Genomic DNA, 13,829 nt, shown 5'->3' with positions numbered 1-13,829 from the left:
TGCCGCTCGGCCGAACCGAAACCGGCGACGCGTCGGCCCGGGTGATCAGCGTGCGGTCAGGTCGTGCCGTGCGGCTGCTGCGGCCCGGCGCTGGCGTGCCGGTGCTCGCCTTCGTGGCCGGCGAAGATCACCACGCCGAACAGAATCACAACGGTGGACAGTGCGGCGGCCGCGAGCAGCAGAATGTCGTAGGTCATCATGGTCGTATCCCCCTGCATTGCATGCAGTGGGCGCAGCATCACGCGGCGTGGCGACGGCGACGTTGATGCCGATCAACTCTCGCGACGCCCGCGCGCGGGCGGCCATGCGCCGGACACAGGACTTGATTGGAACGCTGCAAGCGGGACGGTCATTCGTCGGCGGGCGCAGATGGGCGCGCGGCAACGGACCGTGATGGCGCATCGTGGCGATGGGGGATCGGATCGCCGGGGTCGGTCGTCGGGTCCACGCCGGTCAAGGCGACGTGCACCATGGTGCGCACCAGGCGGCGGCGCGCGTCGTTCTCAGCGCGTCGCCGACACAGAGGCCGAGACGCGGCGCGGCGCGGTGCCGCTGCTCAGTCCGAGCTGTCCGGACTCCGCCAGTTCGCGCAGCCGGTTGCGCGCCCACACGCGCGTCGCCCGGTCCGAGCGAGTATCAGCAACACCGGTCCGATCGATCTGATCCATCCGGTCCGTTTCACGTTCATTGGTCCGACCCGCCATCAACCTTCCTCCTGTGTGAACCCGGCTCATCGCCGCGCGTCGCGCCGCATGGGCGTTGCCCGATGCTGCGACTGCGACCGACTCCTTGCACTGATTCACGCCGGAAAGGCGGTAGATTCCGACGGTGCGCGTTCTGAATAGTTCAAAACTACGAATGGCTTGATGGCGGTCATGCGTTGCCACGGGAAGCGAAAATTTGATCTCGATCAAAGCCTGCGCCGGGCCGATCTGCATCGGCGGATTCGCGTCTGTTCGTAATTCCGATGACGTGCCCGCGGCCGAGCCGCCGCGTCTGCACGACGCCGGAAACGTCGTGAAGGGAGCGCGGCGTGCGCGCTCCCTCGTTGTCGTGATGACGATGGCTCGCTCAGACGAAGCGGAAGTCGTCGGCGGCGAGCGAGGTCATCTGGACGTTGGCCAGCGTGATGCTGGTGTCGGCGTCCAGCGTGACCACCACGCTGCTGCCGACCTGCGCGGTGTGCGCCATCACGTCGGCGAAGTCGGCGAACATGTCGCTGGAGAACTGCAGCAGATCGGCCGACGACCCCGTGGTGGCGAAGTCGGTGACGGTGTCGTTGCCGAAGCCGGCCGCGAACACGAAGACGTCCGCGCCGGAACCGCCGGTCAGGATGTCGTTGCCGGCGCCGCCGGTGATGATGTCGGCGCCCGACCCGCCCTTCAGCGTGTCGTTGCCGGCACCGCCGGTGACGATGTCGTCGCCGGAGCCGGCATCGACATTGTCGTCGCCGTCGCCGGCCGCGATGACGTCGTTGCCCGAACCGCCCTTCAGCGTGTCGTTGCCGAGGCCGCCATCCACGATGTCGTTGCCCGAACCGCCGTCGATCGCGTCGTTGCCTTCGCCGCCGGAGAGCGTGTCATTGCCGTTGCCGCCGTCGATCGCGTCGTTGCCGGCGCCGCCGTCGAGGCTGTCGTCGCCGTTGCCGCCGGTGATAACGTCGTTGCCGCTACCGAACACGAAGCTCTCGATCGAGCTGAAGTGATCGGTGCCGATGCCGGCGCCGCTGACGGTGCCGCTCACCAGATTGAGCGTCACCGCCCCGGTGGCCTCCGACAGGTCGAGCGTGTCGAAGCCCGCGCCGCCGTCGATGGTGTCGTCACCGGCGCCGCCGGTGATGATGTCATTGCCGAGACCGCCGTTGAGGACGTCGTTGCCGAGACCGCCGGACAGGATGTCGTCGCCGTCGCCGCCGTCGAGCAGGTTGGCGGCGTCGTTGCCGCTCAGCCGGTCGTCATGCGCCGAGCCGATCACCGACTCGATGCTCGACAGCGTATCGTTGCCGTCACCGGAGGCGACGCCGGCCGCAAGGTCGACGTCGACGCCGGCGGCCGAAGCCGCATAGCTCACGGTATCGACGCCATCGCCACCGTCGATCACGTCGTCGCCGGACGTGCTGATGATCACGTCGTCGCCGGGCGTGCCCGAGAGCACCCGCCGCGCCACCACGACGGTGACGTCCGCCGTGGCGGTGCCGCCTCGGCCGTCGGATGCCACATAGCTGAACGACGCCTCGCCCGAAAAGCCTTCGGCCGGGGTGAACACGACATTGCGGTCGGCGTCCAGCGCGACCGTGCCGCCGACGCCGGCCGCCACCGACAGGATCACCAGCGCGTCGCCGTCGGCATCCGTATCATTGGCCAGCAAGGTGGCGGCGGCGATGGTCAGCGCCGCACCAAAGTCGGTCGCCGGAGCGCCGTCGTCGGCCGCGACCGGCGCGGTGTTGGGCGGCGGCGCATCGGCGATCTTGCGCAGCGAAATATCGTCGAGCGCGGCGCCGTAGCCGTTCAGGCTGGTTTCGGTGCCCTGGAAGATCAGCTGATTGGTTCCGTCGCCGGCATTGCCCACGACCTCGATCGTGATTTTCTGCCAGATGCTGGTCGGCACACCTTCATACACGACCTGGCCGCCCCAATAGACGCGCACGCCGTCATCGGTGGTGCTGGCGTCGGCGTCGGCGATCGAAAAGGTCAGCCGGTAGGTGGCGCCGGCCTCGACGCCGGCGACGGTCTGCACCAGCCTGGCGTTGTTGCCGTTGCCGTCCATATCGAACCAGACATTGCCGTCCGCGGCCGACACGCCGTTCTGGGTGTCGAAGTGCAGTTCGGCGCGACCGCCGGCGGAGGTTTCGACCTGGGTCCAACCCGGAATGACGCCGCTGTTGTTGCGGTAGCCCCAATCGCCGCTCCAATTGCCGTTGTTGGCGCCGGTGAGGTCCTCGAAGCTGCCGTTCACGATCAGATTGGGGCTCTCCTGCAGCCGGATCAGCGCCACGTCGTCGAGCGCCACGCCGGCGCCGTTCGGACTCGGCGTCACGCTTTCGAAGGTCAGCGTGTTGAAGCCGTCACCGTCGCCGCCGATCACGTCGATGGTGATCTCCTGCCACTTGTTCTTCGGCGTTCCCGTATAGATCAGTTCGCCGCCCCAATAGACCTTGACGGAGTCGGTCGTCTGCGCGGTGTCGGTGTCGGCGATCCTGAAGCTGAGCTGATAGGTCGCGCCCTGTTCGACGCCGGCGACGGTCTGCACCAGTTTGGCGTTGGTGGGCGCGCCTTCCAGGTCGAACCAATAGGTTCCTTCCGCCGCGCCGATGCCGCCGACCGTATCCTTGTGGACTTCCGCGCGGGTGTCACCGCGGTTGACCCAGCCGGGAATGACGCCGGCCGGATTGGTGTTGCGATAGCCCCAACTCGCTCCGTTGTTGGCCCCGGTCAGATCCTCGAAGCCGCCATTGACGATGAGGTTGGTCTCGACGACCACCGGGGGCTCGACGGCGAGATCGGGCGCAGCGGCGAGCAGCTGTTCGAGCGCCGGCAGCGCGGCGGTGACGCCGGCGTCGGTGCCGCTCGTGGCGCGCGCCAGCAGCTCGGTGGCGGTGAGCGTCACGCCGTCGGCAAAACTCACCGCGCCGGGCAGGCTCGCGGCATTGCCGGCGCCGTTACGGATCACCAGCGCGTCGTCGCCGATGCGGACGATCAGATCGGCGCCGTCGCGTATCACCGTGATGGCGCGCGAGTCGATGTCCTGGAAGTCGATGCTGCTGGCGGCGTCGAGCGCGACAAGGTCGATGCCCGAGCCACGGCGGAACAGCACGGTGTCGCCGCTCGCCAGCACGACATCGTTGCCGGCGCCGCCGTCGAGAACGTCGCGACCGGCGTCGCCGGACAGCAGATCGGTGCCCGAACCGCCGACCAGGATGTCGTTGCCGGCGCCGCCGAACAGAGCGTCGTCGCCGCCGTCGCCATAGACCAGATCGTCGCCGGCCCCGGACCAGACGATGTCATCGCCCTGCATGGCGTAGACCACGTCGTTGCCGGCGGTGCCGGAGGCGCCGTCGATTTCCGGCGTTCCGTAGACGACGTTGGCGCCGGCGATCGCCTCGATGCTGGCGCGGGCGAGCCGGGTATCGTCGACGAAGACCGCGTCCACGCCCATGTCGATCAGGCTCTGGATGTCGGACCGGGCCCCGAGAATCGTCCAGGCCACCACCTTGAGGCCGGCGGCATGCGCGGCCGCGACGTCGGCCGCGGTGAACGAGCCGACGCTGGGCGCGGCGTAGTCCGCAAAGGTCGCGATCTGGCCCGGATTCGCAATGCCGCTGCCGAGATAGGCCAGCGGGATGTCGACGCCGTATTGCGGCATGATGGTGTCGTGCAATTGCTGCAAATTGGTCGACGCAAAACTCTGGATCACGACCCGGTCCGGATCGGTGAAGTCGTGGGCGATCAACTCCTTGATCACGGCTTCGCTGGTGGCGTAGTCGGTGCTCTTGGTCTCGGGAACGATGCCGATGTCGCGGCCGGTCTCGATCGACATCGCCTTCACGAGCTCGATGATCTCGCCGAACGTCAGCAGCGACGGCTCGAGGGCTTTCGCCTCGGCGTAGCTCAGATTGGAATAATTGTGGTTGTCGTGGCTGGAGACCAGCACGCCGTCCTTGGTCAGATAGAGATCCGGCTCGATGAAGTCGGCGCCGCAGTCGATCGCCCAGACATAGGCGTCGCGCGAATGATCCGGATAGGGGTTGCTGCCGCGATGCGCGAGAAGAACGATATCAGACATGATGAGCTTTCCTGGGACGATGGCATCTGCTGCGACCGCAACGTCGCGGCGGCCGCTTTCTCGACCAGCCGATCTGCATCGGCGGATTCGCGTCTGTTCGTAATTCCGATGACGCGCCCGCAGCCGAGCCGCCGCGTCTGCCCGACGCCGGAAACGTCGTGAAGGGAGCGCGGCGTGCGCGCTCCCTTCGTTGTCGTGGGGACGGTTAACTCGCTCAGACGAAGCGGAAGTCGTCGGCGGCGAGCGAGGTCATCTGGACGTTGGCCAGCGTGATGCTGGTGTCGGCGTCCAGCGTGACCACCACGCTGCTGCCGACCTGCGCGGTGTGCGACATCACGTCGGCGAAGTCGGCGAACATGTCGGTGGAGAACTGCAGCAGATCGGCCGACGACCCCGTGGTGACGAAGTCGGTGACGGTGTCCTTGCCGAAGCCGGCCGCGAACACGAAGACGTCCGCGCCGGAACCGCCGGTCAGGATGTCGTTGCCGGCGCCGCCGGTGATGATGTCGGCGCCCGACCCGCCCTTCAGCGTATCGTTGCCGAGACCGCCGGTGACGATGTCGTCGCCGGAGCCGGCGTCGACCGTGTCGTCGCCGTCGCCGGCCGCGATCACGTCGTTGCCCGAACCGCCCTTCAGCGTGTCGTTGCCGAGCCCGCCATCGACGATGTCGTTGCCCGAACCGCCGTCGATCGCGTCGTTGCCGTCGCCACCGGAGAGCGTGTCGTTGCCGTTGCCGCCGGCGATGGTGTCGTTGCCGGCGCCGCCGTCGAGGCTGTCGTCGCCGTTGCCGCCGGTGATGACGTCGTTGCCGGCGCCGAACACGAAGCTCTCGATCGAGCTGAAGTGATCGGTGCCGATGCCGGCGCCGCTGACGGTGCCGGCTGCGAGATTGAGCGTCACCGCCCCGGTGGCGTCCGACAGGTCGAGCACGTCGAAGCCTTCGCCGCCGACGATGGTGTCGTCGCCGTCGCCACCGCGCAGCAGGTCGTCGCCGTCGCCGCCGTCGAGGACGTCGTCGCCCGCGCCGCCGGAGATCATGTCGGCGCCGGCACCGCCGTCGACCGTCTCGGCCTGCGCCGCCCCCGTGAAGACGTCGTCACCAGCCCCGAGCAGGATTTTGCCGGTGACCGCCGAGGCGCCGGACAGAGCGACAATGTCGTTGCCGCCGCCCATGTCGATCGCCGTGCCGTTGCCGCCGATGATCGTGCCGGTGCTGGTCAGGGTGTCGTCGAAGTCGCCGACCAGCTTGATGCCGAAGCCATCGCGTCCCTCGATCGACCCGTCGTTCTGGATGACGGTGGCGAGATAGCCCCAGCCTCCCGAGCCGTTGTCGACCAGAATTGCGTGGTCCACACTGTAGATGGACGCGCCGACATGGTTCCGGATCTCGCCGCCGCCGGCCGCAATCCCTTCCGAGAAATTCTCCGCGCCCTTCTTGTAGCCTTTCGCCCCGAGGGCTTCGATCCGCCCGTAATTTTCGATGAACACGGCAGCGTCGACGTCGATGCCGTCGCCGTCGATGTCGCTCGCGGTCGTATCTGGCACATTGCGCTCGGCGGCGCCGCGGATGGTGCCGTAATTCGTCACCACGACCGGGCCGTCGCCCGCCAGGGTGGTGTCGAAGTTGATGCCCGACCCGTTACGGCCGGAGATCACCGCGCCTTCCGCGTTGGTGATCGTGATCTCTTCCTCGCCGGTGATGCCGTGGCGATTCCCTTCGATCAGGCCACCGGCCAGATTGTCGATGACAACGTTCACCCACGCCTCGATGGCGTCACCGCCCGTCGAACCGCCAGCGACCTCCGCCGCGTTGACGATCTGCCCGGCGTTCCGGATGATCATGCCTTCGCTGCAGGCGATCACGTCCTGGCCCGCAACGGCGCGGATGACACCCGTGGCCCCGTTGTTCACGACGACCGGCATCGTCGTGCTGACGAAGCTGAGTGCCCGGCCGGCCGCCGCGGTCGCCTCCATCAGTCCGTCGTTGTTGACGACGATTGATCCGCTGCTCAGCCGCGAGCCGATCGTGAGAACGCCGGCGCTGGCCGTCATCACCCCGCCCTCGTAGTTGTTGATGGTGATGTGGCGCGGATCACCGGTGGTCGTCGTCGCGGTGGACCTGATCACTTGGCCGGAATTTCCGCCGGCGGTCATGGTGCCATAATTGTCGATGACCACGTCGGTCGAGACATCGTTCCAATTGATTGCGCCGCCATTGGAGCCGACCGTGTTGCTGCTGATCGTTCCGCCGGCCTCGACCACAACGTGATCGGTTCCGCTGACGAAGATCGTGCTGGTGACGGTCGCGCCGTTCTCGATGGTGATATCGGTGTAGGCGGCGCTGTTGGTCACCTTCCACGAGCCGCCCGCGACCTCCAGGGACTCGACCGCTGTCGTCGCGGCAAGCGTCGCGCTCCCGCTGCCGCCGAGCACCACCGTGTCGTCGCCGTCGCCGCCGTCGATGCCGGCCGGAATGCTGCCGCCGGCCGCGACGATGAACAGGTCATCGCCGGCGCCGCCGATCACCTTCTCGATGTCGATCAATTCGTCCGCGCCCTGGTCGTCGCCCACCACTGTGCCCGCGGCGAAGTCGACCGTGATGCCGGCCAGATCGAACGCGTAGTCCGCCGTGTCGATGCCGTCGCCGCCGTCGAGCGTGTCGTCGCCGGCGCCGCCGAGCAAGGTGTCGTTGCCGGCGCCGCCGAGCAGTTCGTCGTCGCCGGCGTTGCCCTGGAGGTAGTCGTCGCCGTCGCCACCCGAGACGAAGTCGTCGCCGCCGCCGCCATACAGCATGTCGTTGCCGGCGCCGCCCTTGACCTGGTCGTCGCCGTCACCAAACGCGACGGTGTCGTCGCCGTCGCCTGCGTCGACCACGAAGTCGCCATAGGCGCTCGCCGTCAGCAGGTCGTTGCCGCTGCCGAGCAGCACGGCGCCGCCGACGCTCGCGCCGACATAGAGGTTCACGACGTCATCACCATCGCCCATATCGACATCGCCGGACATCACGCCGGACTGGCCCAGCTTGTCGTTGCCGTCGCCCATGACGAGATCGCCGATGATGCGGCCGGTCGAGACGTTGATGACCTCGTCGTTGCCGGCGCCGGCCAGCACGTCGCCGGTCACGGTGCCGCGATTGACGAACAGGTCGTCGCCGTCGCCGAGATCGACCGCCGAGCCGCCGGTGGCGGTCATGCTGCCGTCATTGACGAGCGTGTCGGCGCCGCCGCCCATCTTGACGCCGCCGATGATCACGCCGGTCGCGCTGTTGCTGACGCTGTCGGCCCAGTCGCCGACGAGATTGATCGCCTCGCCGCCGCGGATGCGACCGGCGAAGAGCTCTTCGTCCTCGGGCGTCACGCCTTCCGGCCCATGGCCGTCGCCCTGGATCAGGCCGGCATTGGCGATGGTGGTTTGGGCGAGGGCGCCGCCGTTCTCGCTGTCGTCGGCCTGGATGGCGCGGCCGTAGCCGTAGATCGTCGCGCCGGCATAGTTGCGGATCGTGCCGCCGCCGATCGCAATGCCTTCCGACACGTTCGGCTCGCCTTTGTGATAGCCGTCGGCGCCGAGACCCTGGATGGTGCCGTAGTTGTCGAGCACCAGAAGTCCGTCGACGTCGATGGCATCACCGTCCGACTCCGAGTCCAACCCGCCGCCGTCGACAGCCTCGCCACTGATCAACCCGTGATTGGTGACGTAAACGGTTTCCGCGACCGTCGCATCGTTGTCGATATTGATGCCCGATCCGTCGCGACCGCGCAGGGTCGCGCCGGCCGCATTGGTCACCGTCGCGCCCGCCTCGCCGGTGATCGCGTGGCGGGACCCCTCGATGAGGCCTCCGGCGAGGTTGTCGACGACGGTGGCGACCACCGCGTCGCTCTTGTAGCCGGTGGCGTAGATCTGACCGGCATTGACGACTTCCGGCGCGGTCACGACCACGATTTCCTTGCCGTTGCTGCGGATCACACCGGTGACGCCGTTGTTCAGGATCGACGTACCCCCGCCGCTGCTGATCGTCAGCGAGACGGCCGACCCGGTCGTCGTACCGCTGGTCGATTGGATCGTTCCGTCGTTGTTGACGACCACGGTGCTGCCGTTTCGCGTGATCGTCCTCAGTGTGTCTCCGGCCGAGGTCATGACCGCCCCGGCCGCATTGTCGATCGTCAAGTCGACCACCGACGTGGACGACAAGTAGACAGCAGTCTTCTTGGCGGTGGTGCTCTCGATCAGTCCCTCGTTCGTGATCGAGACGTTGCCGCCGCTGGCGAGCTTGAGGATCTGTTCACCGCCGGTGATGACGCCGGTGGCACTGTTGACCAGATTCGCCGCTCCGCCGAGCGTCGTAGCGCCCAGCGTTCCGTCGTTGATGATGGTCACCTCGCCGGCCGAACTGCTGGCCGTCGTGACCGAGGCGATCGACGCGCCCTCGTGGTTGGCGAGGGTGATCGCCGATCCGGTTGCGCTGAGGGACAGCGCGACCGCGCCGATCGACCCGCCCTCGTGGTTGTCGAGGGTGATCGCTGCCGTGGCGGTTCGGGTTTGCAGGCTCATCTTGCCGATGGCGCCGCCATTGTCGATCGCGACCGTGCCGTTGGAGACCGCGGCTTCGACCGCATATTTCGACGCGCTGGATGCGGAAATCGTGCCGCTATTGACGAGCGCGACGTCGCCGTTCGTCGCGTTGATGGACACGCCGTTGCCCTGGCTGGAGGAGATGCTGCCGGCATTCTCGATGGTCGTCGTTCCACCCTGCAGGTTTCCGTTGACCACGACGGTGTTGCCGATCGACGACAGTTCTCCGCTCGTCGCGTTGGTCAAGGCGGCAGCGCCGTTGGCACCCAAAAGAGAGACCGCGACGCCGTTCGTCACCGAGGAGGCGATGACTCCCTCGTTGACGATATCGATCGAGCCGCCGCCGAGATCGAGCGACAGGTCGATTGCCGTCTTCGCCGAGACGACGCCTCCGGCGCGATTGTGGATCGTCAGATTCCACTCGCCGCCGACCGCCGCCTGGCCGTCGGCGATCGCCGTGCCGCCGGAATAGGTCTGGCTGATCGTGCCGGAATTGTCGATCACGGCGCCGGCCGAAGGTCCGTTCCACAAGATCGACGGCTGCGTGCTGGTGGTCGATGTCGTGACGGCGCCACCGACGTCGATGGTCAGCAGATCGCTGTCGCTCAGCACGATCTGCGATGTCACCGTCGCCCCGGTTCCGATCGTGATGTCGTCATAGGCGGCACTGCCGGCCACCGTCCAGGTGCCGCCGGTCACGATGAGGGTTTCGACCGCCGCGGTGGCGTCGAGCGCGCCCGCGCCGGCACCCGCGAGCCGCAGAATGTCGTCGCCGTCGCCGCCGTCGATAGTCGCGGGGGCGCCGCCGTCGGTGGTTACCTCGATGCGGTCGTCGCCGGCACCGGCCAGGACGGCGTCCAGCGCGCCGGCCAGCAACACGTCGTCGCCGTCGCCACCGATCAGCGTATCGGCACCGCCGCCGCCGCTCAGCACGTCGTCGCCGGCGCCGCCGGACAGCACGTTGGCGTTGCCATCGCCGATCAGGGTGTCGTCGCCGGCGCCGCCGGTGACATTCTCGATGGCGACGAGCGTGTCGTAGCCGGCGTCGTCGCCAGACGCTTCGCCCGCCGACAGATCGACCGTGACCCCCGCGATATCGAACGCGTAGTCCGCCGTGTCGATGCCGTCGCCGCCGTCGATCGTGTCGTCGCCGGCGCCGCCCAGCAGGGTGTCGTTGCCGGCGCCGCCGAGCAGCTCGTCGTCGCCGGCGTTGCCCTGGAGGTAGTCGTCGCCCTCGCCGCCCGAGACGAAGTCGTCGTCGCCGCCGCCATACAGCATGTCGTTGCCGGCGCCGCCCTTGACCTGGTCGTCGCCGTCACCAAACGCGACGGTGTCGTCGCCGTCGCCTGCGTCGACCACGAAGTCGCCATTGGCGCTCGCGGTCAACAGATCGTTGCCGCTGCCGAGCACGATGGTGCCGCCGACGCTGGTGCCGACATAGAGGTTCACGACGTCGTCGCCGTCACCCATCTCGATATCGCCGACGATCAGCCCGGAATTGCCGAGCTTGTCGTTGCCGTCGCCCATCACGAGGTCGCCCAGGATGCGGCCGGTCGAGACGTTGATGATCTCGTCGTTGCCGGCGCCGGCCAGCACGTCGCCGGTCACGGTGCCACGGTTGACGAACAGGTCGTCGCCGTCGCCGAGATCGACCGCCGAGCCGCCGGTGGCGGTCATGTTGCCGTCGTTGACGAGCGTGTCGGCGCCGCCGCCCAGCTTAACGCCGCCGATGATCACGCCGGTCGCGCTGTTGCTGACGCTGTCGGCCCAGTCGCCGACGAGATTGATCGCTTCGCCGCCGCGGATGCGGCCGGCGAAGAGCTCTTCTTCCTCGGGCGTCACGCCTTCCGGCCCGTGGCCGTCGCCCTGGATCAGGCCGCTGTTGACGATGGTGGTTTGGGCGAGGGCGCCGCCGTTTTCGCTGTCATCGGCCTGAATGGCGCGGCCGTAGCCGTAGATCGTCGCGCCGGCATAGTTGCGGATCGTGCCGCCGCCGATCGCGAGACCTTCAGAGACGTTCGGCTCGCCATTGTGATAGCCGTTGGCGCCCAGACCTTCGATCGTGCCGTAATTGTCGAGCGTGAGCAGACCGTCGGCATCGATCGCGTCGCCGTCGCTGTCGTCGTAGGCGGCTGATTTTCCCTGCAGGGTTCCGTGATTGGTCACATGGACGCGCTGCGACTCGGTCCCGTCGTTGTCGATGTTGATCGCCGAGCCGTTGCGGCCCACGATCGTTCCGTCGTTCTCCACGATGCTGCCGCGATTGCCGGTGATGCCGTGGCGCGAGCCCTCGATATAGCCGGTCGCGGAATTGACGACCGTGCCGCCGCCCGAGGCGAAGTCGATCGCGTCGCCGCCGTATTCGCCGTTGGCATCGGGCAGGATCACGATGCGGCCATCGTTGTAGATTTTGACGATGTCGGGATTGCCGACCGCCACGCCATCGACTCTTCGGATCCCTTCTGCGGCTCGCAATTCGCCGATGATCTCTCCGGTTTGCCGGTTGTGAATCACGACGCTGTCGAAATCCAGATCCGTCAGCCGCAACGAGACGCCGTTGCCGCCGTCGATCAGCCCGGCATTGTCGAGCACGAACGTGCTGGCGTCGCCGCTGGAGTCGGATGACGTCAGAACGATCGCGCCGCTGCCGAACTCGGCGGCGCGGATCACTCCGGTTTCACGGTTGAGGATCGTGATGTCGCCCGTGGTCAATTGGCTGGTGCCGGCGACCGGCACGCTGCCTGTGTCGCTCAGGATGGTTCCTGCATTGTCGAGTGCCGCGCCGGTGGTGAGGTCGGCGAACTGCAGGCCGGACTGGACCGTGGCGCCAGCCTCGACCACGAAGTGCTCGCTGCCCGCGATGACGAGCGGAACGACCAGGGTCTGGCCGGCCGCCAAGGTGAGGTCGTCATTGGCGATGATGCCGGTGGCGACCGCACCGCTGCCCAGCGCCGTATTGGCCTCGGCATTGGAGACAGCCGTTAGTTCGAGGATCACCGTCTCGGAACTCTCGATCTCGATATCGCCCGCGATGGTCAGCGTAACCGTCGCGGTGGATTGTCCCGCCGGAATGACGCCGGAGAAGCCGACCGGCACGGGCCCGCCGAAGTCGGAGTCGGAGGCGGTCCCGAGCGTGACGGTGCCGGAGAAGGCGAGATCGCCGGTGGTTCCGGCCGTGCCGCTGCGCTCGACCACAAAGGTCAGCGTGTTCAGCGCGCCGACATTGCCTTCGGCCTGAGACAGGGCGAGCGATCCATCGGAGAAATTGACGAACTGCACCGTATCGTCATTGACGATCGTGCCGGTCGCGGTGTCGCTGGCTCCGCCATAGGACGCACCGATGGCGACGGGGGCCGCGGCGTTCGAAGCCGTCTTCAGCACCAGCGCGAAGGATTGATCCGGTTCGTAGCCGGCATCGCCCGAGACGACGATCGTCACCACCGCCGAACTGGCGCCGTCGGCAATCGTGCCGCTGAAGGTGGTCGGCAACGCGCCGCCGAAATCGTCGGCGTCGGTCGAGCCCGGAATCAGCACGCCCGAGAACGACACCTCGCCGAGGGTTCCGCCCGTGCCCGAGCGCTCCACCGTGAAGGTGAAGGCACGGGTCCCGACGTCGCCCTCGCTTTGCGACACGGTCAGTGAATTCGCGGCGAAGCCGATGAACTGCGTGTTCGGATCTCCGAGGAAGGCCGTGGTGGGAAACGGCGCATCCGGCGCGACGCCATCGGCATTCTGATTGCCGCCGGCATCCTGGGTGATCCAGTTGGCGCGATCGTTGATCAGCGGCAGATAATCGGCGAAATTCGACGGTCCGACGCGCGGGCCGTTATACGCGCCAATGTCGGCGTCGGCGTCGTTGCCGAACAGCGAGATCGCGGTGACGCCCTCGATCAGGCCGGTGCCGTCGAGCGTGCCGAATCCATTCGCGAAACTGTCGTTGGCGATGGCCGCCAGGAACGCGGTCGGCGTCGATGGGGTGCCGACATAGGCGTAGATGATCTCGTTGACATTATCGACCTGCAGGAACGAGCTGAGGCTGAACGAAATGGTGCCGATATTGGTGGTCGGCGGCGAAGTGTCGTAGAGGTTGTCCAAGGTCACCACGGTTCCGGCCGCAAGGTCGCTGGTGGCCGTCCAGGTCAACCGGCTTTCCCCGGCGTTGAAGGCGCTGCCGGTCCATTCCGCATCCGTGAAATAAATTTCGGTGCCGGCCACGATCGGCTCGAGCACGACGAAAGCGAGGTTGTCGGCGCCATCGGCATTGAAGCCGGTGAAAGCAATCGAACCAGCGGTGAGGGACATGGGACACTCCTTGGATCAGGGCACGACGGCGCGCCCGCGAATGACGAATTCGATCGATGCGGCTGCCACCTGAACGGCCGGGCCGGCGCCAAACGGAAAGCGGCCCACGCGCGTGGACCGATCCGCTTCCAACGCGATGGCTTTCCGGGAGGTGAAAGACAGCCGAGCGGAAATT

General features: G+C 67.2%; 4 protein-coding genes. All 4 read right to left on the bottom strand.

Annotated features, from left to right (window positions below; translation table 11 throughout):
- Window positions 1-56: 56 nt before the first annotated feature.
- Entirely contained in the window at window positions 57-200 is a 144-nt protein-coding gene (locus RPB_RS24820; RefSeq protein ID WP_011439707.1) for a hypothetical protein, read from the bottom strand.
- 303 nt (window positions 201-503) lie between these two features.
- Window positions 504-938 (bottom strand): hypothetical protein, encoded by a 435-nt coding sequence (locus RPB_RS24480; RefSeq protein WP_011439706.1) that lies wholly within the window; start codon window positions 936-938, stop codon window positions 504-506.
- A 133-nt stretch (window positions 939-1,071) separates the two neighbouring features.
- Window positions 1,072-4,782 carry a glycerophosphodiester phosphodiesterase family protein gene (locus RPB_RS04105; RefSeq protein WP_011439705.1) on the bottom strand — a complete coding sequence of 1,237 codons (3,711 nt, stop codon included), beginning with the start codon at window positions 4,780-4,782 and terminating at the stop codon, window positions 1,072-1,074.
- 214 nt (window positions 4,783-4,996) lie between these two features.
- Window positions 4,997-13,654, bottom strand: a complete 8,658-nt coding sequence (locus tag RPB_RS25015) for a hemolysin-type calcium-binding region (protein ID WP_011439704.1) — start codon at window positions 13,652-13,654, stop codon at window positions 4,997-4,999.
- Window positions 13,655-13,829 lie beyond the last annotated feature (175 nt).

The sequence above is a fragment of the Rhodopseudomonas palustris HaA2 genome (assembly GCF_000013365.1).
GTDB classification, from domain to species: Bacteria; Pseudomonadota; Alphaproteobacteria; order Rhizobiales; family Xanthobacteraceae; genus Rhodopseudomonas; species Rhodopseudomonas palustris_J.
Note: the sequence above shows the minus strand (reverse complement) of the source record. Positions and strands in the feature narration are given on the sequence as shown.

Excerpts from the sequence above, each read along its gene's own strand:
- RPB_RS24820 (WP_011439707.1), bottom strand. The coding sequence starts at position 200 with ATGATGACCTACGACATTCTGCTGCTCGCGGCCGCCGCACTGTCCACC.
- RPB_RS24480 (WP_011439706.1), bottom strand. The coding sequence starts at position 938 with ATGCAGATCGGCCCGGCGCAGGCTTTGATCGAGATCAAATTTTCGCTT.
- RPB_RS04105 (WP_011439705.1), bottom strand. The coding sequence starts at position 4,782 with ATGTCTGATATCGTTCTTCTCGCGCATCGCGGCAGCAACCCCTATCCG.
- RPB_RS25015 (WP_011439704.1), bottom strand. The coding sequence starts at position 13,654 with ATGTCCCTCACCGCTGGTTCGATTGCTTTCACCGGCTTCAATGCCGAT.